This window comes from Streptomyces sp. NPDC050211, assembly GCF_040656035.1.
GTDB lineage: Bacteria > Actinomycetota > Actinomycetes > Streptomycetales > Streptomycetaceae > Streptomyces.
Genome location: NZ_JBFALC010000004.1, coordinates 220684 through 244382 on the forward strand (window position 1 = coordinate 220684; position 23699 = coordinate 244382).

Consider the following 23699-nt stretch of genomic DNA (forward strand, 5'->3'; position numbering starts at 1 on the left):
GGTGTGTGGGATGAGGAGCCGACGTGGTGAGACGCAACTCCTTCCGGCTGCCCCGGCATCCGGCTTCCGTCGGTCTCGCCCGGCGGAGGGTGCGGGACCATCTGGCCGACTGGGGACACGGTCCGCAGGACCCGGCGCTGGCCGACGCGGTTCTGCTGGTGTCCGAGCTGGCCACGAATGTCGTACGCCATGGTCCTTTGCTGGAGCGGGAGTTCGAGGTGGCGGTGACCGCTCTCGCGGACGGCTCCTGTCTGATCGAGGTCTCGGACGAGGACCAGGCGGAGCCCCGGCTGCGGATGGTGGGTGAGTGGGAGGAGACCGGCCGCGGACTCCAGCTCGTGGAGAGCATCGCGGCGGCATGGGGGGTGTGGAGCCGCGGCAGACACGGCAAGACCGTCTGGGCGCTGGTGCCGGCCGACCCCTAGCCGCTACGACGGTATGGGCGCCCGCACCGGCAGGGTGACCGTCACCGCCAGCCCCTCACCCGGCGCCGTCCGCACCGCCACCTCGCCCCCGTGTGCCCGTACGACACCCTGCACGATCGCCATCCCCAGCCCGCTGCCCGCGCCGCCCCCGGCCCGGAAGAACCGGTCGAAGATCCGGACCGCGTCTTCCTCGGCGAGCCCGGGCCCCTTGTCCTCGACGCGCAGCTGTACGACGCCGTCGCTCCGCTCCACCCCTAGCCGGACCGGCACATCGGCCGCCGTGTGCGTGCGTACGTTGCCCACCAGGTTGCCCAGCACCTGCCGCAGCCCTGACTCGTCGGCGTGCACCAGCAGGGAACCGTCGGCGTCGACGCCGATCGGCCGGTCCGGCTGCTGCACCCGCAGGTCCTCGGCCGCGTCGCGCACCAGGCGGCTCAAGTCGACGTTCCGGAACCGCAGTTCGGGCTGCTGGTCGAGGCGGGCGAGGGTGAGCATTTCGTCGACGAGCCGCCCCATCCGGTCGGACTCCGCCATCACCCGCTCCCCGGCACGCTTCCGCTCGGCCGGGTCGGTCAGCATCCCCTTGTCGAACAGCTGGAGATAGCCGCGTATCGCGGACAGCGGGGTGCGCAGCTCGTGCGAGGCGTCGGCGACGAAGCGGCGCAGCTGGGCCGCGCTGCGTTCACGCGTGAGATACGCCGACTCGACCTGGTGGAGCATGGAGTTGAGGGCGAGCCGCAGCTGTTCCACCTCCATCGTGGCCTCCCGGCTGGACGGCACACGCCGGGTCAGGTCGCCCTCGGCGATCGCCGACGACGTCTCGACCATGTCCTCCAGCGGCCGCATCCGGCGGCTAACGCTGAGCATGGTCAGACAGGCGAGCAGCGCCAGCAGCAGCGTGCCGAAGGCGAAGTCGAGCTTGAGCGCCTTGGCCATGCCTTCGTGCAGGGCCTCGGTGGAGGTGGCGATCAGCACGATCGTGCCGTCGGACAGCTTCGCCCCGACCATCCGGTACGACTCGTCCCCGATCCGCACGTCCCGCGGCTCCGTCTCGGCGGCGAGCCCGGCCGGGTCGTCCGTTGCCTCGGCGAGCGCCCGCTGCCGCTCCGTGGGTGCGAGCGGCCCGAGCGCCACGGGGCTGCCCTTGCCGTCGACGGCGACGAACACGGAGGCCGCCGTGTTGGGCAGCGCGTCGGTGTCGTTGGCGGTGAAATTGTCGAGGGCGACGGCCAGTTCGCCCAGCGACTCGATCTGCTCCATGGTGAACCCGGCGTTCTGCAGCGAGGCACGCTGGCTGACCAGCTCGGAGTCCACCTTGTCGAGCAGATAGTGCCGTGCGGCCATCAGGCTCACCGCGGTCGCCATGACGATGCCGAGCGCCAGCAGCGCCACGTTCGCCAGCGTCAGCTTGGCGCGCAGCGAGTGGATCCCGCCGCGCTTGCACCGAAACCGCCCGAACGTCATGCCAGCCCGTATCCGACGCCCCGCCGGGTGGTGATCACCGGCGCCCCCAGGGCGTCCAGCTTGCGCCGCAGATAGCTGATGTAGGTCTCCACGACGGTCGACTCGGGCGGGGTGTGCTCGTACTGCCAGACGTGGCGCAGGAGTTGCTCCTTGGGGACGATCCGGCCGCCGTTGCGCACCAGGAAGCGCAGCAGGGCGTACTCGGTGGGGGTGAGCTCGACCGTCCGGCCCGCGCGGTGCACGCAGTACGTCGTCTCGTCCAGCTCCAGATCGCCGTACCGCAGGGGTGGGCGCTGCGGGAGGACGTCCGACGACCGGGTGCGCCGCAGGACCGCCGTGATCCGCGCGACGACCTCGTCGATGTTGAACGGTTTGGTGATGTAGTCGTCGCCGAAGCCGAGGGCGCCGACTATCTCGGCGGGCGAGTCGCGCGCGGTCAGGAACACCAGCGCCAAATCTGGCCGGGCGGCCCGCAGTTGGTGGCCCAGGGCCCGGCCGTCGCCGTCCGGCAGCATGACGTCGAGCAGGGCGGCGTCCGGACGCGTCCGCTCGGCGAGCGTGAGCGCCTCACGGACGGTGCCCGCGATCATCACCTCGAACCGGTGGTAGCGCAGCGCTATGGCGAGGACGTCCGCGATGCTCTCCTCGTCCTCAACGACCAGCACAGTGCCTGGAGCCTTCGACATGTCCCCAGTATCGGCGCGGGCACTGACAACGGGGCCCGTTCCGGTCTTTGGAGTTCCTTGAGAGTCATGGCCGGGTGATGTCCACGCACGCGTGCCGCCGCCAATCCTGTTGCCCAGGACCTGGGGGACCAACCGAACCGAGCGACGAAGGAGCTTGAGCGTGGCGGCATTGGCACGCTGGTGCTATCGGCACCGGCTGGTGGTCCTGTTGCTGTGGGTGGGGGCACTGTTCGGCGTGAGCTTCGCGGGATCGGCCGCGGGCACGGACTACGCGAACGTCTTCTCCCTGCCCAACACGGACTCCAAAAAGGCGTACGACCTGATGGAGAAGGCCTTCCCGGAGAGTTCCGGCGACACGGACACGATCGTGTGGAAGGTCGACGAGGGCTCGGTGCGGGACGGGTCCGTGCAGTCCCGGATCGAGCCCGCGCTGAACGAGATCGCGGGCATGGAGGGAGTCGGCGAGGTCACCAGCCCGTACGCGGCTGAGGGCGGGGCGGCGCAGATCAGTGAGAACGGGCGGATCGCCTACGCCCAGGTCACCTTCACCGAGCAGGCGAACGCCGTGCCCAAGGAGCTGGTGGAGGACGTCGTCGACACGGCGCAGGACGCCGAACGCGACGGACTGCAGGTGGAGTTGGGCGGCCAGGCGATCACCCGCGTCCAGGAGGCGGCCCAGGGTACGTCCGAGCTGGTCGGCGTCCTGGCGGCGGCGATCGTCCTCTTCCTCGCCTTCGGCGCGTTCTTCGCGATGCTGCTGCCGATCGTCGTGGCGGTCGTCGCGCTGGGCATCGGCATGATGGGGACGGGACTGCTCAGCCATGTCACGAACGTTCCCGATGTCGCCCCGCTGCTCGGCTCGTTGATCGGCCTGGGCGTGGGCATCGACTACGCGTTGTTCATCGTCACCCGGCACCGGCGCGGCATCCTGCGCGGGATGAAGCCGGAGGAGGCGGCGGTGAAGGCCCTCAACACCTCGGGACGTGCCGTGCTGTTCGCGGGCGGCACCGTGGTCATCGCCCTCGCCGGCATGCTGGTGATGAATCTGCGGTTCCTCGACGGCGTCGTCATCGCGACGTCCCTGACCGTCGTGCTGGGCGTGCTGGCCGCGGTCACCCTGCTGCCGGCGCTCCTCGGACTGCTCGGCATGCGGGTCCTCAGCCGCCGGCAGCGGCGCAGGCTCGCCGCGGCGGGACCGGAGCCGGAGCACGCGAGCGGGCCGGCGGCGCGCTGGGCGGCGTACGTCGAACGACGCCCCCGCTCCATCGCCGCCGTGGCCCTCCTCGTCATGGTGGGCCTCTCGATCCCCGTCCTGTCGATCCGGCTCGGCACCTCAGACCAGGGCAACCACCAGGAGTCGACGACGACCCGGCAGGCGTACGACCTGCTTGCCGAGGGCTTCGGGCCCGGCTTCAACGGGCCGCTGCAGGTGGTGGTGGACGGCGAAGCCACGACCGGGCTCGTCTCGAGCATCGAGTCGACCGACGGCGTGGCGGAGGTCGCCGCACTGCCGCCCGCGAACGGCGTCTCGGTGATCCAGGTGGTCCCGACCACGTCACCGCAGGATGTGGAGACCGACCGGCTGATCGACCGCCTGCGCGATGACGTCATCCCCGCGGCCGACGTCGAGGCGCACGTGGGCGGGGTGACGGCGGTGTCCAAGGACTTCGCGTCGGTGACCTCCGACCGGCTGCCGTACTTCATCGCGGCGATCATCGCGCTGGGCTTCCTGCTCCTGATGGTGGCCTTCCGCTCCCTGGTGGTGCCCCTGACGGCCGCGGTGATGAACCTCGTCGCGGCGGCCGCGTCCTTCGGCGTCCTCGTGGCGATCTTCCAATGGGGCTGGGGCACCGAGATCCTCGGCCTCGGCAAGGAGGGCCCGATCGCCGCCTTCCTGCCGGTGATCATGCTGTCCCTGCTCTTCGGCCTCTCGATGGACTACCAGGTGTTCCTGGTGAGCCGGATGCACGAGGAGTGGGTGCACACCAAGGACAACGCGCGTGCGGTCCGCGTGGGCCTGGCGGAGACGAGCCGCGTCATCAACTGCGCGGCCCTGATCATGATGTGCGTCTTCAGCGCCTTCATCCTCAGCGGTGAGCTGGAGGCCGCGATGGCGGGCATCGGCCTCGCGGGAGCGGTCGCCCTCGACGCCTTCATCCTCCGCACCGCCCTGGTACCGGCCGCGATGCATCTGCTCGGCAACTCCAACTGGTGGTTGCCGGCCGGCCTGGAGAAGCGGCTGCCGCATCTGGCGGTGGAGCCGCGCGAGGAAGAAACGGAGCCTGCCATGGAGGGTGCTGCCTCAGTCGTCCACGGCTTCATCCGCACGGCCGACGGCGAACCGGTCCCGGGCGCGGCGGTAACGCTGCTCTCGAAGGGCGGCCGTCAGCTGGACCGGGTGACATCCCTGGCCGACGGTTCATACATCCTGTCCGTCCCGGCGCCGGGGTCGTATCTCCTGGCGACGACTGCGGCTTCGTACGGGTCGCGGGCACGGCATGTGGTCGTGGAGGACGGGCCGTTGGTGTACGACGTGGAGTTGGCGGAGGGGGAGGTGGACGCGGTCAACTAGGGTGCGACCGCCCCGCCTTGAGGAGTTCGTCGACGTTCAGGGTGACCTTGGCGCCGACGGACTCGAGCAGCGGGGGCGTGGACGCGGTGATCCGCGTACGCGTCCCCGACGGGGCCTTCCGCGCCGCCTCAGGCCCTCCGTGCGAGCTCGGGCCGTTTCGAGTAGTCGGTGAGCCCGATGACGTTCCCCCACGGGTCGGCGACCTCGACGGTCCAGCCGGTGGCCACGGAGAACGGCTCGTCGAGCAGGGCGATACCGGCACCGAGCAGCGCCTGGGCGGCGATCTTGGCGTTCGGCACCTCCAGCCACACCTTGGGCGAGGGCCACGTCGGCGGCCGGTGCCCGAACTCCTCCTCGACCCGCAGCAGAATCCCAGGCGTCTCGCCCCCGACCTTCAGCAGGGCGATCCCGGCCTCGTCGAACCGGAACGCCACCGTGAACCCGGCCCGCTCGTAGAAGTCGACGGCCTCACCGAGGTCCCCGACGGGCAGCAGCACATTGTCGAAACCGAGCAGCTCGTACGACTCGTCATCTGACATGCGATCAGATTAGGTGCGGAGAGTCCGGCGCCGTCGGGGGCTGACCGTGGGGTCACTCGGCTGGGGGAGGAGGGTCCCCCGACCCGGCGGGCGGGGCTTTGTCACCGAAAACACCAGAGGGCCCCGTTCCCGAAGTGACGGAAACAGGGCCCTGATGCGAGCTGGGAGGGTCAGAACCGCCGAGTGATCAGCGCCTTCTTGACCTCCGCGATCGCCTTCGTTACCTCAATACCGCGCGGGCAGGCGTCCGTGCAGTTGAAGGTCGTGCGGCAGCGCCAGACGCCGTCCTTGTCGTTGAGGATCTCCAGGCGTTGTTCGCCCGCTTCGTCACGGCTGTCGAAGATGAAGCGGTGGGCGTTGACGATGGCGGCCGGGCCGAAGTACTGGCCGTCGTTCCAGAACACCGGGCACGAGCTCGTGCAGGCGGCGCAGAGGATGCACTTCGTGGTGTCGTCGAAGCGTTCGCGGTCCTCGGCGGTCTGCAGGCGCTCGCGCGTCGGCTCGTTCGTGTCCTTCGTGATGAGGAAGGGCATGACGTCGCGGTAGGCCTGGAAGAACGGCTCCATGTCGACGACCAGGTCCTTGAGGACCGTCAGGCCCTTGATGGGCTCGACCGTGATCGGCTTCTCCGGGCTGAGGTCCTTGATCAGGGTCTTGCAGGCCAGACGGTTCTTGCCGTTGATCCGCATCGCGTCGGAGCCGCAGATGCCGTGGGCGCAGGAGCGGCGGAAGGTGAGGGTGCCGTCCAGTTCCCACTTGATCTTGTGCAGGGCGTCGAGGACGCGTTCCTTCGGGTCGATCTCCACCTGGAAGTCTTCCCAGGCCGCTTCCGCCGAGACCTCGGAGTTGAAGCGGCGGATGCGGAAGGTGGCCGTGATGTACGGGGAGTCGGCGAAGCCGGGCTCAGGCGTGCCGGCCGCGTCCGCCTTGTCCAGGGTCGGGGTTGCCATCAGTACTTACGCTCCATCGGCTGGTAGCGGGTCTGGACGACCGGCTTGTAGTCGAGACGAATGGACTCCGTGCCGTCGTCGCCCACCTCGCGGTACGCCATGGTGTGGCGCATGAAGTTGACGTCGTCGCGGTTCGGGTAGTCCTCGCGGTAGTGGCCGCCGCGGGACTCCTTGCGGGCCAGGGCGGAGACCGCCATGACCTCGGCCAGGTCCAGGAGGTTGCCGAGTTCGATGGCTTCCAGCAGGTCCGTGTTGAACCGCTTGCCCTTGTCCTGGATCGAGACGTTCCTGTAGCGCTCGCGCAGCTCCGCGATCTTCTCGACCGCCGTCTTGATCGTCTGCTCGGTGCGGAACACCATGACGTTCGCGTCCATGGTCTCCTGCAGCTCGCGCCGCAGGGTCGACACACGCTCCGTGCCGGTGGAGGAGCGCAGGTGCTCGACCTGCTCGACGACCAGCGAAGCCGGGTCCTCGGGCAGCTCGACGTGCTGGACCGTCTGCGAGTACTCGGCGGCGGCGATGCCGGCCCGCTTGCCGAACACGTTGATGTCCAGCAGCGAGTTGGTGCCGAGGCGGTTCGCTCCGTGCACGGAGACGCAGGCGACCTCGCCCGCCGCGTACAGGCCGGGGACGACCGTCGTGTTGTCGGCCAGCACCTCACCCTCGACGTTCGTCGGGATGCCGCCCATCGCGTAGTGCGCGGTGGGCTGGATCGGGATCGGGTCCGTGTACGGCTCGATGCCCAGGTAGGTGCGGGCGAACTCGGTGATGTCGGGCAGCTTCGCGTCCAGCTGCTCCGGGGGAAGGTGCGTCAGGTCCAGATAGACGTGGTCACCCTCCGGGCCGCAGCCCCGGCCCTCGCGGATCTCGGTGTAGATCGACCGCGATACGACGTCACGCGACGCCAGGTCCTTCATCACCGGCGCGTACTTCTCCATGAAGCGCTCGCCGTCCTTGTTGCGGAGGATGCCGCCCTCACCACGGGCGCCCTCCGTCAGCAGGATGCCCATGCGCCAGATGCCGGTCGGGTGGAACTGGAAGAACTCCATGTCCTCCAGCGGCAGCCCGCGACGGTAGACCGCCGCCTGGCCGTCACCCGTCAGCGTGTGCGCGTTCGAGGTCACCTTGAAGAACTTGCCGCAGCCGCCGGACGCGTAGATCACGGCCTTCGCCTGGAAGACGTGGATCTCGCCGGTGGCCAGCTCGTACGCCACCACGCCGGCCGACCGCTTCACGCCGTCGACCTCGGTGATCAGCTGGTCGAGGACGTAGAACTCGTTGTAGAACTCCACGCCCTCCTTCACGCAGTTCTGGTACAGCGTCTGGAGGATCATGTGGCCGGTGCGGTCGGCCGCGTAGCAGGAGCGGCGGACCGGGGCCTCGCCGTGGTTCCGGCTGTGACCGCCGAAGCGGCGCTGGTCGATCGTGCCGTTCGGCGTGCGGTTGAACGGCAGGCCCATCTTCTCCAGGTCGAGGACCGAGTCGATGGCCTCCTTCGCCAGGATCTCGGCGGCGTCCTGGTCGACCAGGTAGTCACCGCCCTTGACCGTGTCGAAGGTGTGCCACTCCCAGTTGTCCTCCTCCACGTTGGCCAGCGCGGCGGCCATGCCGCCCTGCGCGGCGCCCGTGTGGGAGCGGGTGGGGTAGAGCTTGGTGAGGACGGCGGTGCGGCTGCGCTTCGTCGACTCGATCGCGGCGCGCATACCGGCGCCACCTGCGCCGACGATGACTGTGTCGTACTTGTGGATCTTCATGAGTGGTTCTCTCAGTCCCTCAGTCCCGTGCGCCTAGCGGATGTTCGGGTCGAAGGTGAAGATCACCAGCGTGCCCAGCAGGATGGTGAACACCGTGGCGGTGTAGAGCAGGCCCTTGAGCCACAGCCGGGTGTTCGCGCGCTCCGCGTAGTCGTTGATGACCGTGCGCAGGCCATTGGCGCCGTGCAGCATCGCCAGCCACAGCATCAGCAGGTCCCAGACCTGCCAGAAGGGGCTGGCCCAGCGGCCGGCCACGAAGGCGAAGCCGATCTTCGACACGCCGCCGTCCAGCACGAGCTGGATCAGCAGATGGCCGAGGACCAGGACGACCAGCACCACGCCGGACAGGCGCATGAACAGCCAGGCGGCCATCTCGAAGTTGCCCCGCGTGGACTTCGGGGTCTTCTTGGTCCGCTTGCGCGGGGCTTCGATCAGCGGCGCCGGGTTGTCGACGGTGTAGAGGGACTCGCCCTCTACGGGGCCGATCCCGGCAGCGGTCTTTTCGGTGGTGGACATGCGCGTCAGCTCCCGAACAGTTCACGAGCGGCGTGACCGAGGACGGGGTAGATCGCCCCGAGCATCAGTACGAGCCACAGGCCGACGACGGACCAGAGCATCTGCTTCTGGTAGCGCGGGCCTTTGGACCAGAAGTCGACGGCGATGACACGCAGGCCGTTGAGCGCATGGAAGAGGATGGCGGCGACGAGGCCGTACTCCAGCAGCGCGACGAGCGGCGTCTTGTACGTGGCCACGACGTCGTCGTAGGCCTCGGGAGAGACACGGACGAGAGCGGTGTCCAGCACGTGAACGAACAGGAAGAAGAAAATGAGGACGCCGGTGACTCGATGAGCCACCCAGGACCACATTCCTTCCCGGCCGCGGTACAGCGTTCCAGCCGGCACGGAAGTTCCTCCGGGAGCGGGGATTGGGGCCGCGCCGGCTTGTGCTGTCGGTCGGGCCCGGCCGGGTACGGTCCACCGGCCCCCAGCATCGTAGCGACGGTTGCCTGCGGCGCTTACGCCGGGCCCGTTGGTGTGATCAATGTGGCAGGCGAATGGGCTATTGGGGGTGGTCTGTGCGGTTATGTGCCGGGTGCGGCGGGGTGGGGGCTTGTCGCGCAGTTCCCCGCGCCCCTTACGGCATGCAGCAATCGTTCCCTTGCGAGGCGGCGGAGTTCCTCGGCTGCAATGGCGCGTTCCTCTTCCGGATCGTTTGTCAATCGTGACCGGATGCCTGCCAAGACCTGGTTCAGGACCTCCTCCGGCGGCAGGTGACCCACGCTGATCACGAACGCGTATCCGAATCGCGCCTCGTATGCGGCATGTGCGGCACAGAGTGCGGTATGGGCGGCTGAGTACGTTCCGTCGGGGAGTTCAGGAAGCGTTTCTGCTGACAGTGCCGCTGCCAGGTCCGCCGCTGTGAGGTCGTAGGCCGCTTCGTCGGCGGCGGCGAGGAGGGACTCGAGGTCCGGGTAGGGGCGGTGGTCGGCTACCCGGTGGGCCCAGCGGGGGCTGTGGAGGCAGGTGAGGAGGGTGTGGTGGACGTCTTCGAGGGGGGCCGTGTTGAAGTGGTCCAGGGGGGAAGACGTGTCCCGGGTCTGCTCGGGTATGGCGACTTGGCCAGTGAGGTGTGTGGGCGTCACGTGATTCGGCAGGGGATGGTGTGAGAGATGTGCCACCACGTTATCGAGATCGGACATGACGTGTCCGACGGATGCCCGAATTTCACCCGCACGGGAGAGTTTCGGAACGCGTGGTGGACGGATGTCGCACGGCTCAGGGCCTAGGTTGGCGCCCGTGAGTCAGCACAGGCGCAGGATCTCGGCATGGACGGACAGGCGGCGGATGCTGGTCGCGGGGGCGACCGTGGTGGCGGTCGGGCTCGGTCTCGGGATCTGGGCGGCCGCTGGGGACGAGGGTGATCCGGGGAGGGGTTCGGCGTCCCGGCTGCCCGCGGCCGGAACCACGACGACATCGGCGGCGGCCCCGTCGGAGAGTCCGAGTCCCCGTCCCAGCCCGAGCCGCACCTACCCGCTGTCGAAGACGCCCCGCACCATCCCCGCCGTCCGTGCGCACACTCCCGCCCGTGGGCCCGGCTGGAAGCCGGTGCGCGGTCAGCGGGTGGTCGTGAACGACGCGGAACTCGTCGACGAGGGGCGGCTGCTCGCGGGGGAGCTGGGGCTGTCGTACGCGGGGGAGAAGGACGACGTGCGCGCCGGGGACGTACGGCTGGCGCTGAACGACGACGAGGGCGCGGATCCGGAGTCGTACGCCATGACCGTGCGCGGCGGGCGGGTGAACATCAGCGGGCCCGCGGACTCGGGCGTGTTCTACGGCACCCGGACGCTCAAGCAGGCGGTGCGCGGTGGTGGTACGGCGCCGGAGGGCGTCGTACGCGACGAGCCGGCGAAGCCGCAGCGGGGGCTGATGCTCGACATCGCCCGCAAGCACTTCACGGCCGGGTGGATCGAGGACCGGGTGCGTGAGCTGGCGGACCTGAAGTTCAACCAGCTGGGGCTGCACTTCTCGGACGACCAGGGGTTCCGGATCGAGTCCGACAGCCATCCGGAGGTCGTGTCCAAGGAGCATCTGACCAAGGCGCAGGTGAAGAAGATCGTCGAGCTGGGGGAGCGGCTGCATGTGACGGTCGTGCCCGAGATCGATTCTCCGGGGCATCTCGGGGCCGTGATCGCCGCGCATCCCGAGCTGCAGCTGCGCAGCGCGCAGGGGGTGGCGCCGCGGGGTGCGATCGACATCTCCAAGGACGAGGCCGGCGCCATCGTCGACGATCTGCTCAATGAGTACGCCGACCTGTTCCCGGGGGGCTACTGGCATCTCGGCGGCGACGAGTACGCGGCGTTGACGTCGGACAACCCCGAGGCCGCCTATCCGCAGCTGGCCTCCGCCGCGACCGAGGCGTACGGCTCCGGCGCCACCGTCGCCGACCTCGCCACGGGCTGGCTCAACGACCGCGCGGACACGATCCGTACGCACGACCGGACGATGCGGGCGTGGAACGACGGCTTCTACGCCGGTACGTCCGTCGAGGCGGCCGAGGATCTCCAGGTCGCCTACTGGACGGGCAAGGAGATCGGGGCGCGGCTGCCGGTGGAGTATCTGAGCGCCGGGCGCGACCTCGTCAACTACAACGACGAGTTCCTGTACTACGTCCTCGGGCAGCCGCAGACCTTCGTCTATCCGACGGGGCAGCGGATCTACGAGCAGTGGACGCCGCGGGTGGTGCGCGGTACGCAGGCGGTTGCGGTGCGGTACGAGGACCAGATCCTGGGCGGCTCCTTCGCGGTGTGGTGCGATCTCGCGGACTCGCAGACCCAGGACCAGGTCGCGGCCGGAATCCGGATGCCGCTGGCGGCGACCGTGCAGAAGCTGTGGAACCCGGGCCGGCCGCAGCTGTCCTGGGCGGAGTTCAAGGCGCTGGCCGAACGGCTGGGCTGACGCCTGGAGTTATGTAGACACGCGCGAATTGTCCGGTGCTGCTGCGAACTCCCGTACGACTGTGATGTATTCGGCCGACTGTGATGTTTTCGGCGCGAGCCGAAGCCAGGAGGGGGCCGGGATGGGTTTCTGGGGGTACTTCGTCGTGGGTCGCAGCGAGCGGCCGCTCGAGGAGTTGGCGGCGCTGTCCAGCGCGAAGGGCATGAGTTTACGGGCGTCCGCGCCCGGGGGCTGGCAGGTGTGGGAGTACCCGAGCGGGGACGGTGACGTCGGGAGCATGAACGCGCTGGCCCAGGAGAGCGGGGCGCCCGCGCTGTTCGGATACGTCATGGACAGCGAGTGTGTGGTCATCGAGGCGGCGGGGCCGGAGAGCGGGGCGTGGTCGACCTGTCTCGCGCGGGGCGCGATGGCCGGGTACCTCGGCGCCGACGAGGAGGGGCTCATGCTGGAGGACTACTTCCTCGAGCCGCGTGACGCCGCCGAGCGGGCGGTCGCCTGGGCCGCGGAGGCCGGGCACGAGGTGTCCGACGGGCCGTTGCTGGACGTTCTCACCGCTGATGCCGATCCGTTGGCCGAAAATCTATTCTTCCGTATGCTCGACCGGCTCGGCGTCGTGCCCCTGTGACACTCCCGGGCCGTCGCACGCAGTAAGGGGAAGTGCGGGCTCCGTAAAGGTGGGCGCCCCGCGAAGCCCCGCAGAGGGAGGCGTGGATGAGCCTGGTGGAACTGATCGCGCAGGCCGACGAACGCGGCCTGGCCGCCAGCGGGTTGGCCTGTTTGGATCGCTGCGTACCGCTGCTGGGCGGTGACGACGAGGTGCTGCGGCCGCTGTGGGGGAACCTCGCGGACGGCGGGGACAGCGCCGCGTGGGGCGAACTGCTGGAGCAGGCGCGCGGAAAGCTGGGCATCGCCGATGTCATGGACGACGCGGATGTCGAGGACGAGGCCGCGCTGCTCGTCCGGCGCATGCTGGCCGCCGCCCCGGCCGTCCGGTCCGCCGCCGAGGCGCGGATGTGGGCCGACGCCTGCTCCGTCGCCGCGCTGCAGATCCACCGGCTCCTCGACGTCGCGGACGACGCCGCCTCGCTCGACGCCCGCCGCGAGGGCCGTACGGAGGGCATGCCGCCGCTCGTCGCCGCCGAACTGCGCCGCCAGGTCGCCGTCCTGGAGCTGCTCGCCGGGCATGGCGCGAGCGGCCTGCGCCATGCGCTGGAGGTGTCGACGGAGGGGCGGCGCGTGCTACGCGCGGTCGTGTCGCGGCGGGCGCGGGGGCGGCGCTGAGCGTTCGGCTCAGGTGACCAGCCACTTCACCACCGCGTCGCCGTACTCCGCCGTGCGGGCGTAGAACGCGGTCAGATCGCGGTGGGACGCCGCGAAGACGCCGTGGACTTCCGGCTCCGCGTCCGCTCCGCCGTACCGCGGCAGCAGCTTGTCGCGCACCGGCCGCCACAGGGCGTCGAAGTCGGCACCCATGAGGAACGCGGCGACCCGGCCCACCTGCGCCGCGGTCAGCATCAGGAACGGCGGCCTGTCCGGCTCGGGATGGAGCACCGGCCGACCGCCCAGGACCACATGGGCCCAGGGTCCCTCCTCGGCGTGGTGCGGGGGCGTGCAGGCGTAGAGGAGCTGGTGGTCGAGGTAGTGCTTGTCGAGCATTTCCTCGCGGTGCCGGTCGAGGCGCCGGCGCACGGTGTCCCAGTCGTCCTCGAAGAGCTTCTGCTGCCAGGTGGCGCTGTTGCGCAGGGCCGCGGGTGGCACGGCGCGCAAGTGGAAGTACATGCTCATCGGTGACAAGAGCGCACGGACGCCCCGAATCGTCACTGAGGCGTCAACCCGTCGTGCTGAGCGAATCCTGTGCGGGTCGTGCAGGCGGTGGGGCGGTCCTGTACCGGTCTCGCGCAGCGGCCCGATCCGCGTGACGAAATACCCGCTGACCTCGCTTTTCCGTATGTGACGACACAGCAGGAGAGCAGGCCCCAGGCCGCGGCGAAGCCGGTGCGGTGGGCGGCGGACGCGGTGGCGACCATGCGCGAGGGCGCGCGGCTGCGGCTCGACTACTCGGCGCAGAGCCTGTGGCGCGTCGATCGGATGATCGAGGAACTGCGCCGCGAGGGCACGCCGTACACCGCCGTGGAGACCATGCTGCGCGGCTTCGGCGCGTACGCCGGTGAGGTCGTCGTCCGGCAGACCGGCGCCGAGTGGTGGGCGGGCGGCGGCGACCACTGGGTCCGCACCCCCGACGGCCGGCTGTGGGACCCGATCGACGAGGCCCGGCGCTGCTTCGCCGGGGACGGCTCGCTGCGGCTGCTGTGCCGGGACGCGACTCGCGGAACGGCACGCCACTGACCGGCCGGGGCCCTGCCCACTGCACAGGACCCCGGCCGACCCGCCTTGTTTACGGCGCCAGCGTCTGGCCCAGCCGGCCGGCCGTCGGCGTGCCCAGCGCGGACTTGCTGAACACGGCCGTCGACGAGTAGCCCAGGCCCGCGCTGTTGCTCGGGGTGTACATGAGGATGCCGTCGCCCGCGTCCTCGCCCGCCACGCCGAACGTGAGGTCGGCCCGCCCGAACCCGGACAGGTCCGTCAGCGACACCGACGTACCGAACGCGTCGCCGCTCTCGGTGGAGCCGGCCACGCCCGTGGTGTCCTGCGAGATCCCGACCGAGCCGGAGCCGGTGAGGCCGGACGCGGTGCCCTTGATCAGGAGCGCCTGGCCCGCGTTGACCTGGTTGACGCCGCCGCGGGTGATGTCCTCGTTCGGGACGCCCGCGAGCGCGTCCGCGTACCCGTCGGCGTTGAAGTCGCCGACCGAGACCGAGACGCCCATCGCGTCGTTCGTCTCGTCGGCTCCGGGAACTCCCGTGCTGCCCTGGTGGATCGTCGTCATCCCGGTGGTGGTGAAGCCGGTGGACGAGCCCGGGACCATCGTGACCTGGCCGCCGGCCTTGCCGCCGGACTCGGCGGCGATGGGCTGGCCGACGACGATGTCGTCGTAGCCGTTGCCGTTGACGTCGCCAGCGGCGATGGAGCGACCGCCCTTGACGGAGATGACGCCCACCTTGGCCAGCCCGGTGGCCGAGCCCGCGAAGCGGACGACGCGGCCGATGCCGCCGGTGTCGCGGTAGTTGAGCGCGACGTCCGTGTAGCCGTCCCGGTTGAAGTCGCCGGTCGCGGCGTCGAGGTAGTCGAGGGAACCCGTGGCGGTGGTGAGGGTGCCGTACTTGTACGCGCCGCCGGTCTGCCGGACGTTCCAGTTGCCGCCCTTGCCGGTGCCGGCCGAGAAGACGTCCGCCCGGCCGTCGGCGTTGAAGTCGCCCACGGCCACCGTTGAGCCGAGCTTGGCGCCCGCCGCCGTGACCCCTGTCGTGGTGTACGAGAAGCCGGTCGTGAGGGCGGGGCCGTACATCACCGTGACCTGGCCGCGGTCGGCGTTGCCGCTGGTGTCGTCCTCGCCGGGGGAGCCGATCGCGAGGTCGGCGTAACCGTCGCCGTTGACGTCGCCCCAGGCGGTCGCGGTGCCGAAGGCGTCGCCGGTCTCGGAGGAGCCGGGGACGCCGGCGCTGTTCTGGGTGAGGCCCAGCTTCGCCGTGGCGACGGGGCCGTCGATGCCGCCCGGGACCACGGTCACCCGGTTCGCCTTCGGAGTACCGGCGACCAGGTCCTCGATGCCGTCGCGGTTGACGTCGGCGGTCGGGATCGCGGAGTTCTTGCCCGCGCTCGCCGCGAAGCGCCGGATCTCGGCCAGCTTGGAATAGAGGTTCTTGCCCGGGCAGGCGGTGGCGAAGCCGTCGCGGTGACCGGAGATGGTGTTGAGCGTGGCCTGCTGGCCCTCGTCCCAGACGCCGGTGTCGGCGCCCGCGGTCAGCGTGACCTTGCCGGTCGGGTTGCCGCCGTACTGGCCGAGCTTCCAGGCGGCGACGCGGGCCACGGACTCCAGGGTGGCCCGGGTCGGCCGGCCCGCCGACTTCGCGGGAGTGGTGACCGTGGCCGCGGCGCCCTCGAAGTCGCCGAGGACGGCGATGCCCGTCGAGTCACCGTTGAAGCCGTAGGTGTGCGCGCCGCGCACCGGTAGGTCGACGCCGCCCGCGCGGCCCTCGAAGATCCGGCCGCACTTGTCGACCAGGAAGTTGTAGCCGATGTCGTTCCACTGCTCGGTCTGGACGTGGTACGCCATGATGCCGCGCACCAGCGAAGCCGACTCGGCGCAGCTGTAGTTGTTCGTGCCGACCGTGTGGTGCACGAAGACCGCGCTGACCTTCTCGATGTACTCCGCCGGGTCGTCGACCATCGACTCGTCGGCGCCCCACTGGGCGCGGGAGATGATCGGCGGCCGGTGGACGGTGGAGGGCGGGGCGGTGGGGACGGTCGCGGTGGGGGTCGGGCTGGGGCTCTGGCTTGCGGTCGGGATCGAACTCTGGCTGGGGGACGGGCTGTTGCTCTCGCTCGGGGAGACCGAGGCCGTCGGGGAGTCCGACGGGGACGGCGATCCCGTGTCGGACGGCGACGCGCTCACGTCCTCGACGACGAAGGCCGCGGCCTCCATGTCGGAGCCTGAGCCGTCGAGCGCCTTGTTCTTCGCCTCCGCGGCCGTCACGCCGGGGTCGACGAGGTTGATCTCAAGTCCCTTGGGCAGACCGGCGCTCGCCGATCCGTCCGCGGCGACGACGCGGGCCTCGACCCCGTCGGACGGCCCGACCCAGAGCGGTTCGGAACCGCCCCGGGCGTCCTCGGCGCCGGGCTCGGCGCGGTCGACGGGGTGCGCCTCGTCGACGTCCAGGTTCCGCCAGCCGGTCCACTCGCCGGTCTCGACGCTCCGGGTCCGCACCTGCGCGGTCCCGTCGAGCGCCTGGGCGTCCTCGGCCCAGGTGACGCCGAGCAGCGAGAACTGCTCCGTGCCGGTCCTGGCGAGCTCTCGCTTGCCGGTGCCGGCGGCCTTCATGGTGAGGTCGTGGACCCTCACCGGCCGCTTGTCGCGGGCGACTTGGGCCGCCTGATCGGAACTCGGTTCGGCGACCGCGTAGGTCACGACTCCCGCGCCCCCCAGTACCACTGCCCCGATGGTGAGCCACGCTCTTCGCTTGAGGCTCAGTGGTTTGTACGCATGGGTCGTCTTGCGACTCAAATGTCCCACCCCTAGAAATCAACAGAAGGCCCACCCGTCACACAGGTCGGCGATCCTTACAGCGCCGGGCGATCTGTGAACATCACGGGATGGGGATGTGCCCTGCGTCACTCCCTTCACCGGCGGGACGCCGGAGGCGCTGTGACACTTCTGTGAAGCCCGGCGCTGATGACCGTGGGGGCTGTTCGCGCGGCGGTGACGTCGCGCCGGGCGGTCCGCCACGGACTCGGTACGAACGAGGACAGTTCTTGGGCCAGGGAAAGGAACCCCGCCGCGTGCACGCGTACGACGGGGAACTGGGCGCGGCCGTCGCGCGGGCCCAGGACGGTGACGAGGCCGCCTTCGCGGTCGCCTACCGGATCGTGCAGCCCGGACTGCTCGGCTATCTGCGCGGGATCGTCGGCGAGGACGCGGAGGACGTGGCCTCGGACGCGTGGCTGGAGATCGCCCGGGACCTCGGGCGGTTCAAGGGCGACGGGGCCGGGTTCCGGGGCTGGACGGCGACCATCGCCCGGCACCGGGCGCTGGACCATCTGCGCCGGCAGAAGGTGCGGCCCCGGTCGACGGCGACGGAGCAGGACGTACTGGACCTGCCCTCCGCGCACAGCACGCACGACCAGGCGCTGGAGGCCATCTCCACCGAGTACGCCCTGGAGCTGGTCCGCGGACTGCCGCGCGAGCAGGCCGAGGCCGTACTGCTGCGGGTGGTGGTCGGCCTCGACGGCCCCGCCGCCGCCCGAGTCCTGGGCAAGCGGCCCGGCGCGGTGCGCACCGCCGCGTACCGGGGGCTGAAGCGCCTGGCGCAGCAGCTGGGAGTAGAGGGTGTGACGGATGACGGCTCCCGGACGCTGGGGGAGTCGACATGAGCGATGAGGCCGGCGGACCGCCGGACAGGCCGGAGGGCCGGACGAGGAACGGGATCGGACATGGGTGAACGGCAGCGCGGAGACCGGGCCGCATCCGGCCGCCGGGGTGCGCGACCGGGCGACGCCGTGTCCGGACCCGGGGCACGCGACGGGGCCGGTGTGGAGGCGCTGCTGGCCGCCGCGATCCGCGAAGACGGTGTCGACACGGCGGGCGAGCAGCGGGCCGTGGCCGCGTTCCTGGCCGCCCGGGACGCCGGCGAGCACCGGGCCCGCACCCGCCGCCGCGACGACTGGCGGCCCCGGGAGCAGCGCGGCATGAAGCGCTCTCTGAAGGCCACGATCTCCCTGTTCCTGGCGAGCCTCACCCTGGGCGGCGTCGCGGTCGCCGCGATCGGCACGGCCGGTACGTCCTCCGACGGCGCCGACGACGGCCACCGGCGCCCGCCCGCCTCGTCCGGCCCGACCGACACACCGGCCACCGATCCTTCGGCGACGCAGTCCGTACGTCCGGACCGTCCCGCCACCGCCCAGGACACCGAGGCGCACTGCCGCGCCTACGACCACGTCAAGGGCAACGGCAAGGCCCTGGAGTCGGCCGCCTGGCAGCGGCTGATCGCGGCCGCGGGCGGGGAACGGAACGTCGCCGCTTACTGCGCCCGGCAGCTGACCGACAGCAAGAAGGGCAACGCCGACGAGGCGGACAAGGCCGACAAGAACGGTAAGGGCGGCGCCAAGGCCGGGGCCGGCAACCCCAAGGGGAAGAAGGAGTAACCCCGCGCCCGGATCCCCGACCATCTCTTCCGCGCCCTGCGTACGCACTAGTGTGTTGCCGCAGAACGGCCCTGTGACGCATGGGACTTGGAAGGGTTGACAGGCGATGCCGCTGAGCACCGATGAGCCGGAGTCCATCGGCGCGATAGGCGGCTACACGCTGGTCCAACGCCTCGGCAGCGGCGGCATGGGAGTCGTCTACCTCGCTCGCTCCGCCTCCGGCCGCCACGTCGCCGTCAAGGTCGTACACGCGCAATACGCGCAGGACGAGGAGTTCCGCACCCGTTTCCGCCAGGAGATCGCCGCGGCACGGCGAGTCAGCGGCGCGTTCACCGCCCCCGTCGTGGACGCGGACCCGGACGCCGAACTGCCGTGGATGGCGACGCTGTACGTGCCGGGCCGCACCCTCGATGACATCGTTGCCGAGCAGGGCCCATTCGGCGGACCCGCACTGCGCACGCTGGCCCTGGGGCTGGTGGAGGCGCTGCGGGACATCCACCAGGCCGGTGTCGTGCACCGGGACCTGAAGCCGAGCAACGTACTGATGGCCGACGACGGCCCGCGCGTCATCGACTTCGGCATCTCGCGGGCGGCCGACAACGAGGCCCTCACCGTGACCGGACGACTGATCGGCACCCCGCCCTTCATGTCCCCGGAGCAGTTCGCCTCGCCCAGGGACGTCACCGCCGCCTCGGACGTCTTCTCGCTGGGCTCGCTCCTGGTGTACGTCGCCACCGGCAACCGCCCCTTCGACGGCGGCAGCCCGTACATGACGGGCTATCAGGTGGTGCATGAGCAGCCCACCTTGAGCGGCGTCCGGGAGCCGCTGCTGCCCATTGTCGTGCGCTGCCTGGCCAAGGACCCGGACGACAGGCCTCAACTGGCGGAACTGCACCAGCTGTTCAGGTCCATGCCGGACCTGGCCGATGCCCCGGCGGTGAGCGGCCCGCCGACCGTGCCGGGACACCGAAGGCGCTCCCGGGGTGCCGGCGGCACCACCGCCGCCGGGCGCGCGGGCCGCGGACGCCGGTTGCGGCGGCTGGTTCTCCTCGGCGCTGCCCTGGCCGTCACCGGGGCGTCCGTGTCGGCGTACCACCTCATGTCCAGCGCTCGGACCACCGAGGCCGATCCCGGGGCGAGCGCCTCCGCGTCCTCGGCCCCGGCACTCCCCACCGGCTGGCGGCCCTGGCAGACGAAGCTCACCCGAGCCGTTCCGGAGGACTCGCTGAGCGTCAATGTGGACAGTGTGGACGCCGGCTGTGTGTCCGCCGGATCCGCCCTGTACTGCGCGGGCACCGGCTTCACGGTGGCCCGTCTCGACGCCGCGTCGGGCCGAGTCGCGTGGCGGTACGGCAACAGCGCCCAGGCAGCCGAGCGGCCCCTGGGCGTGCGGGACGGGATGGTGTACACGTACGAGCAACCGGACGAGGTGAACGCGGACCAGCGGGTGATCGCCCTCGATGCGGACACGGGTGAACGTGTCTGGACCCGGGACGTCGACGCGAGCCACCGCGTCGCTCTGTTCGACGGCGGCGTCCTGACGGTGTCGGACACCGCGAACGCGTTCGTCGCCCTCGACCTCACGTCGGGCCAGGAACTGTGGCGCGCTCCGGCCAAGTCGTCGGCGGGCAGCCTCTGTTCCCCGGTGGTCCTCGGCGACGCGCCCTACGGCCTGTGCGCCGACGCGAACGAGCCCGGCAAGGGCCCGCTCGGCTTGCTGCTCCTCGACCCGGACGTCGGAACGGCTCGTGAACTCGACCCGCTGCCCGTGGGCGCGACGCCGCTCGGCACGCTCGGTGGATGGCCGCTGTTCGTGTTGCCGAAGAGCGTCACCGAGTACCAGTCGGACGACGGCCGGGACGAGTCGTACACCACCCTGCTGCGGGTGAACCCGAACACCGGCGCCGCCACCAGGATCTTCCTGGCAGGCGCCCCGCGCGGCACGCCCACCGTGATCGACGGGACCGTGTACTTCGTCCGCCCCGACGGGACGGTCACCGCGGTCAAGGCGTCCAACGGCGCCCGGCTCTGGCAGCGGGACGCACAGATCGAGAACCTGTCGGCTCCGGTGCGCTCGACGGCATACGGCACCGTCTACTTCGCCAACCGCTACGGCCGCCTCATCGCCCTGGACCAGGACACCGGGACCGTCCGCTGGACCACGGCCAAGCTGGACGATCCGGGTACGTCGGCCGAGAACACGATCCCGAGCGCGCTGCTGGTGAAGGACGCGATCGTGGCTGTGGCAGGGGACACGGCATTCTCGGTGAGCCCGGTTCGGGGGACGGCGGGGGAGACGGCGAACTGACGGTGGCGTCGCTCTCGCGGGGTCGGGGCGGCCCCTGCGGAGGCAGTCCGCCCCGGGAGTGGCGGGCGAGGAGTGCTTGCGGCCACGCCACTCGAAGCTCAGTGACAAATTCCAGTACGACGGTTTTCTGGGGCAGTTGATGTGCAGGAGGGCGAGTGAAGGAAAGCCTGCCGGCCAAGCCCCACGACGTGGTCGACCGGGACCGGGAGTGGGATCTGCTCGCGGAGTTCCTCACACGAGGTCGATGTCATCGCCCTGGCCGCCGGCGAGCGCCCGCAGGCTCCCCGCGCGGGGATCGCGCTGCTGGGCGAGGCCAAGGAGACCGCCGCCCGCCGTGGGACCGGTGACCTGGAGCGCCTGGAACGCATCCGTGCTCTGCTCGCGGATCAGGGGTACGACACCGCTGCCACCACTCTGGCCCTGTACTCCCTGCACGGCTTCTACCCCGACTTGGTCGACCTGGCCGACCGCCGGGACGACCTCCTCCTGGTCGATCTGCCCACTCTCTACGGCAGCTGACTTCTCTGAACTAGGAGGCGCCCGGCCGGGAACTCCGGCCGGGCGCCTTCACCGCTTCCCCTGGCGGGAGCTAATCCTCCGAGGCGAACGCCATCTCGCGGGCGGCCGTCTCCGTGCCGTCCGCGAGGGTGGCCGTCACGCGGTAGTACGTGGTCGTGCCCTTGGGCCGGGCGGTGTCCACGTACGACCAACTGCTGCTGTCACCGCGCGTCTGGACGTCGACCTTGTCGAAGACGTGGGTCGAACGGTTCCAGCGGTAGACGGTGAAGCCGGTCACCTTGCTGCCGTTGGCGCCCGTGTCGCTGCTCGACCAGGCGACCCAGCCGTTCCAGCTGCCGTAGAGGTGGCCGATCGGGGTGTCGTCGCCCACGGCGGGGCCCGCGTCTGCGTCGGGGCGCAGGTCGAGCTCGGTGACGTCCTGGACGGCGGAGCCGGTCTCGACGGTGAGCTGGTTGCCGTACTGGTCGACGGCGGAGACGCTGTAGCGGACCTGCTCGCCATCGGCGACCGTACGGTCCAGGTGGTGGGTCTCCGCGGACTCCTCGGGCCCGAGGGTCCCGCCGTCGATGAGCGGCTTGTGGACCCACTCGCCGTCGACGAGGGTGCCCCGCATGATGCGGTAGTGGTCGAAGCCGGGATCGTCACTGGCGTTCCAGCTCAGCGCGACGCCGTTCTCCTGGGCGGTGGCGGTCAGGCCCGTCACCGGGGGCGGCGGCGTGCTGTTCCCTGCGACGGCGACCGGCATCTCGACGGAGGGGGTGCCCCCGTTGCCGGCGTCGTCCACCGCGACGACCGAGTAGTAGTGCGTGGTGCCCGGCGGCGGGGCCGCTTCCGTGAAGGACGTGCTCTGGATGTGCTCGGCGACCAGCACCGGCGTGCGCCCGCTCTCCCCGCGCGGCTTGTCGTAGCGCAGGACCACGTACCCGACGAAGTCCTCGCTGGTGACCTCCGACTTGTCCCAGGTCAACGTGACCCCGCGCTCGTCTTCGACCGCCGTCGCGTTGTACGCGGTGTTCACGGGACCCGTCTTGTCCCGCGTGTAGAACTCCGCCGTGCCGGAAGCCGCCGACTCGTTGCCGTGCGTGTCGACCGCCGTGACGACGTAGTAGTACGTGTCCCCGGTCTGCGGCAGCGGCTGCTCGTACCAGGCGCCGCTGAGCGGCTTGTCGCCGTTCAGCCGGTTCGCCGCGGTGAGCGCGACCGGCCTGCCGGTGGTGGAGCGGTACACGTTGTACCCGGCGAGGTCCGCCTCGGTGTTCCCGTACCAGGAAAGGCGGACCTTCTCGGAGTAGTCGGGCCTCCAGGCGTCCTCGACCCCCTTCGGCGGCGCGGGAGCGCTCTCGTCGACGGTGGTGACGGACTTGTCCGCCGTACCCGCGGACTCGTTGCCCGCCTTGTCGTAGGCGCGGACCTCGTAGTAGTAGACCGCGCCGTTCTTCGGCAGCGTGGTGTCCGTGTACGAGGTGGAGGTCGTCGTGGCCAGCGGCTTGGTGCCGTACGAGGTGCCCTGGAGCCGGCGGTACACGCGGTAGCCCGCGAGGTCCATCTCCTTGTTGGCCGTCCAGCTGAACTTGGCCTGGTACGAGGAGCCGTACGTGAGGGAGGTGCCGGTGGGCACGAGGGGCTTGACCGTGTCGACGGTGGCGGACGTGCGGGGCAGGTAGTCCGCCTTGACGTTCGCGGCGCCCGTCCAGTTGACGAAGTCGAAGCGGAGGGTGTGCGTCCCGGACGGGATGGTGATGTTGACGGTCTTCGTCTGGGTCGTCGAGACGTTCTTCCAGATATCGACCTTGCGCGTGCCGTCGAGGTAGACGCGCAGGCCGTCGCGGGTCGCGACGGGGATCGAGAACGGGCCGCCGGAGCCGAAGTTCCGGGTGACCGTCCAGCGCACGCCGAAGTAGTTGCTGGGCAGCCCGGCGGCGGGGGCGCCGGTGCCCCAGTTCTGATCGATCTTCGGATCGCAGTCGGTCTTCTTCGGCGTACCGGAGAAGGTCGTGTTCGCGTAGAACTGCCGTTTGAAGACGGGCGACTTACAGGTCACGGTCGCCGTGGCGGCACCGGCGGCGGACGTGCATGTGAGCAGGGCTCCGGTCGTCGCGAGGACGATGGTCGCGGCGAGGGCGGACGCACGGGTGGCTCGGTTCATGCCTTCCTTCGTTCTGGGTCGGGGGGGTTTATTAGAGGGGGTATGACACCCCCCCCCCGACCTAGGGGTGGGGGGGGGGGTGTGTGGGGTTTTGGTGTGTGGGTGCGAAAACCGTGGGTGTG

General features: G+C 70.4%; 20 protein-coding genes and 1 pseudogene. 10 read left to right on the top strand and 11 right to left on the bottom strand.

The window, feature by feature from the left end:
• Positions 1-23: 23 nt before the first annotated feature.
• Positions 24-425, top strand: a complete 402-nt coding sequence (locus tag AB0I98_RS06660) for an ATP-binding protein (RefSeq protein WP_362936197.1) — start codon at positions 24-26, stop codon at positions 423-425.
• 3 nt (positions 426-428) lie between these two features.
• Here the strand turns inward: AB0I98_RS06660 and AB0I98_RS06665 are convergent, their stop codons facing one another.
• Together AB0I98_RS06665 and AB0I98_RS06670 are read right to left on the bottom strand one after the other, a co-directional pair.
• A complete protein-coding gene (locus AB0I98_RS06665) occupies positions 429-1889 on the bottom strand; it encodes a HAMP domain-containing sensor histidine kinase (protein WP_362936200.1) in 1461 nt (486 codons plus the stop codon).
• Positions 1886-2575, bottom strand: coding sequence for a response regulator transcription factor (locus tag AB0I98_RS06670; protein WP_210578125.1), 690 nt, complete (start codon positions 2573-2575; stop codon positions 1886-1888). The genes AB0I98_RS06665 and AB0I98_RS06670 overlap by 4 nt, the downstream gene beginning before the upstream one ends.
• 169 nt (positions 2576-2744) lie before the next feature.
• Here AB0I98_RS06670 and AB0I98_RS06675 point away from each other — a divergent pair, with 169 nt between their 5' ends.
• On the top strand, positions 2745-5147 hold the full coding sequence (locus AB0I98_RS06675) for an MMPL family transporter (RefSeq protein ID WP_362936479.1): 2403 nt from the start codon (positions 2745-2747) through the stop codon (positions 5145-5147).
• A gap of 128 nt (positions 5148-5275) precedes the next feature.
• On the opposite strand, the gene AB0I98_RS06680 is transcribed toward AB0I98_RS06675, so the two are convergent.
• The 6 genes from AB0I98_RS06680 to AB0I98_RS06705 form a co-directional block, all read right to left on the bottom strand.
• A complete protein-coding gene (locus AB0I98_RS06680) occupies positions 5276-5686 on the bottom strand; it encodes a VOC family protein (protein ID WP_362936203.1) in 411 nt (136 codons plus the stop codon).
• A gap of 170 nt (positions 5687-5856) precedes the next feature.
• Positions 5857-6636: a succinate dehydrogenase iron-sulfur subunit gene (locus tag AB0I98_RS06685; RefSeq protein WP_210578098.1), complete on the bottom strand. Its 780-nt coding sequence runs from the start codon at positions 6634-6636 to the stop codon at positions 5857-5859.
• Entirely contained in the window at positions 6636-8390 is a 1755-nt protein-coding gene (gene sdhA, locus AB0I98_RS06690; RefSeq protein ID WP_362936206.1) for a succinate dehydrogenase flavoprotein subunit, read from the bottom strand. The genes AB0I98_RS06685 and sdhA overlap by 1 nt, the downstream gene beginning before the upstream one ends.
• 33 nt (positions 8391-8423) lie before the next feature.
• A complete protein-coding gene (locus AB0I98_RS06695) occupies positions 8424-8906 on the bottom strand; it encodes a succinate dehydrogenase hydrophobic membrane anchor subunit (RefSeq protein WP_362936209.1) in 483 nt (160 codons plus the stop codon).
• A gap of 5 nt (positions 8907-8911) precedes the next feature.
• Positions 8912-9292, bottom strand: a complete 381-nt coding sequence (sdhC, locus tag AB0I98_RS06700) for a succinate dehydrogenase, cytochrome b556 subunit (RefSeq protein WP_301983468.1) — start codon at positions 9290-9292, stop codon at positions 8912-8914.
• A gap of 179 nt (positions 9293-9471) precedes the next feature.
• Positions 9472-10032: a 2-oxo-4-hydroxy-4-carboxy-5-ureidoimidazoline decarboxylase gene (locus AB0I98_RS06705; RefSeq protein WP_362936212.1), complete on the bottom strand. Its 561-nt coding sequence runs from the start codon at positions 10030-10032 to the stop codon at positions 9472-9474.
• Between the two features lie 202 nt (positions 10033-10234).
• Here AB0I98_RS06705 and AB0I98_RS06710 point away from each other — a divergent pair, with 202 nt between their 5' ends.
• The 3 genes from AB0I98_RS06710 (at position 10235) to AB0I98_RS06720 (ending at position 13126) form a co-directional block, all read left to right on the top strand.
• Complete coding sequence (locus tag AB0I98_RS06710) at positions 10235-11845, top strand: glycoside hydrolase family 20 protein (RefSeq protein ID WP_362936482.1); 1611 nt, start codon at positions 10235-10237, stop codon at positions 11843-11845.
• Between the two features lie 121 nt (positions 11846-11966).
• Positions 11967-12470, top strand: coding sequence for a hypothetical protein (locus AB0I98_RS06715; protein ID WP_362936215.1), 504 nt, complete (start codon positions 11967-11969; stop codon positions 12468-12470).
• Positions 12471-12556: 86 nt separating this feature from the next.
• The gene (locus AB0I98_RS06720) at positions 12557-13126 is read left to right on the top strand and encodes a hypothetical protein (protein ID WP_328358297.1); all 570 of its coding nucleotides are present in this window, start codon (positions 12557-12559) and stop codon (positions 13124-13126) included.
• Between the two features lie 9 nt (positions 13127-13135).
• Here the strand turns inward: AB0I98_RS06720 and AB0I98_RS06725 are convergent, their stop codons facing one another.
• Positions 13136-13630, bottom strand: coding sequence for a DUF1877 family protein (locus AB0I98_RS06725; protein ID WP_362936218.1), 495 nt, complete (start codon positions 13628-13630; stop codon positions 13136-13138).
• A 165-nt stretch (positions 13631-13795) separates the two neighbouring features.
• Here AB0I98_RS06725 and AB0I98_RS06730 point away from each other — a divergent pair, with 165 nt between their 5' ends.
• On the top strand, positions 13796-14191 hold the full coding sequence (locus AB0I98_RS06730; protein WP_362936221.1) for a hypothetical protein: 396 nt from the start codon (positions 13796-13798) through the stop codon (positions 14189-14191).
• A 49-nt stretch (positions 14192-14240) separates the two neighbouring features.
• Here AB0I98_RS06730 and AB0I98_RS06735 read toward each other — a convergent pair whose 3' ends face one another.
• On the bottom strand, positions 14241-16784 hold the full coding sequence (locus AB0I98_RS06735; RefSeq protein WP_362936485.1) for an FG-GAP-like repeat-containing protein: 2544 nt from the start codon (positions 16782-16784) through the stop codon (positions 14241-14243).
• A 431-nt stretch (positions 16785-17215) separates the two neighbouring features.
• Here AB0I98_RS06735 and AB0I98_RS06740 point away from each other — a divergent pair, with 431 nt between their 5' ends.
• From AB0I98_RS06740 to AB0I98_RS06755, 4 genes and pseudogenes are all read left to right on the top strand, one after another.
• A complete protein-coding gene (locus AB0I98_RS06740) occupies positions 17216-17833 on the top strand; it encodes an RNA polymerase sigma factor (protein WP_362936224.1) in 618 nt (205 codons plus the stop codon).
• A gap of 60 nt (positions 17834-17893) precedes the next feature.
• Complete coding sequence (locus AB0I98_RS06745) at positions 17894-18604, top strand: hypothetical protein (protein ID WP_362936227.1); 711 nt, start codon at positions 17894-17896, stop codon at positions 18602-18604.
• A gap of 106 nt (positions 18605-18710) precedes the next feature.
• Positions 18711-20912 (top strand): PQQ-binding-like beta-propeller repeat protein, encoded by a 2202-nt coding sequence (locus AB0I98_RS06750; protein WP_362936230.1) that lies wholly within the window; start codon positions 18711-18713, stop codon positions 20910-20912.
• A gap of 234 nt (positions 20913-21146) precedes the next feature.
• Positions 21147-21431 (top strand): annotated as a pseudogene (locus tag AB0I98_RS06755) (ATP-binding protein); the annotation flags it as partial.
• 70 nt (positions 21432-21501) lie between these two features.
• Here AB0I98_RS06755 and AB0I98_RS06760 read toward each other — a convergent pair.
• Positions 21502-23577, bottom strand: coding sequence for a PA14 domain-containing protein (locus AB0I98_RS06760; protein ID WP_362936233.1), 2076 nt, complete (start codon positions 23575-23577; stop codon positions 21502-21504).
• Positions 23578-23699 lie beyond the last annotated feature (122 nt).

What these genes read in the sequence shown, in the direction of transcription:
- AB0I98_RS06685 (WP_210578098.1), bottom strand. Translation starts at nt 6,636, where the DNA reads ATGGCAACCCCGACCCTGGACAAGGCGGACGCGGCCGGCACGCCTGAG.
- AB0I98_RS06670 (WP_210578125.1), bottom strand. Translation starts at nt 2,575, where the DNA reads ATGTCGAAGGCTCCAGGCACTGTGCTGGTCGTTGAGGACGAGGAGAGC.
- AB0I98_RS06665 (WP_362936200.1), bottom strand. Translation starts at nt 1,889, where the DNA reads ATGACGTTCGGGCGGTTTCGGTGCAAGCGCGGCGGGATCCACTCGCTG.
- AB0I98_RS06695 (WP_362936209.1), bottom strand. Translation starts at nt 8,906, where the DNA reads ATGTCCACCACCGAAAAGACCGCTGCCGGGATCGGCCCCGTAGAGGGC.
- AB0I98_RS06680 (WP_362936203.1), bottom strand. Translation starts at nt 5,686, where the DNA reads ATGTCAGATGACGAGTCGTACGAGCTGCTCGGTTTCGACAATGTGCTG.
- AB0I98_RS06745 (WP_362936227.1), top strand. Translation starts at nt 17,894, where the DNA reads ATGGGTGAACGGCAGCGCGGAGACCGGGCCGCATCCGGCCGCCGGGGT.
- AB0I98_RS06735 (WP_362936485.1), bottom strand. Translation starts at nt 16,784, where the DNA reads ATGAAGGCCGCCGGCACCGGCAAGCGAGAGCTCGCCAGGACCGGCACG.
- AB0I98_RS06725 (WP_362936218.1), bottom strand. Translation starts at nt 13,630, where the DNA reads ATGAGCATGTACTTCCACTTGCGCGCCGTGCCACCCGCGGCCCTGCGC.
- AB0I98_RS06720 (WP_328358297.1), top strand. Translation starts at nt 12,557, where the DNA reads ATGAGCCTGGTGGAACTGATCGCGCAGGCCGACGAACGCGGCCTGGCC.
- AB0I98_RS06760 (WP_362936233.1), bottom strand. Translation starts at nt 23,577, where the DNA reads ATGAACCGAGCCACCCGTGCGTCCGCCCTCGCCGCGACCATCGTCCTC.
- AB0I98_RS06750 (WP_362936230.1), top strand. Translation starts at nt 18,711, where the DNA reads ATGCCGCTGAGCACCGATGAGCCGGAGTCCATCGGCGCGATAGGCGGC.
- AB0I98_RS06715 (WP_362936215.1), top strand. Translation starts at nt 11,967, where the DNA reads ATGGGTTTCTGGGGGTACTTCGTCGTGGGTCGCAGCGAGCGGCCGCTC.
- sdhA (WP_362936206.1), bottom strand. Translation starts at nt 8,390, where the DNA reads ATGAAGATCCACAAGTACGACACAGTCATCGTCGGCGCAGGTGGCGCC.
- AB0I98_RS06710 (WP_362936482.1), top strand. Translation starts at nt 10,235, where the DNA reads ATGCTGGTCGCGGGGGCGACCGTGGTGGCGGTCGGGCTCGGTCTCGGG.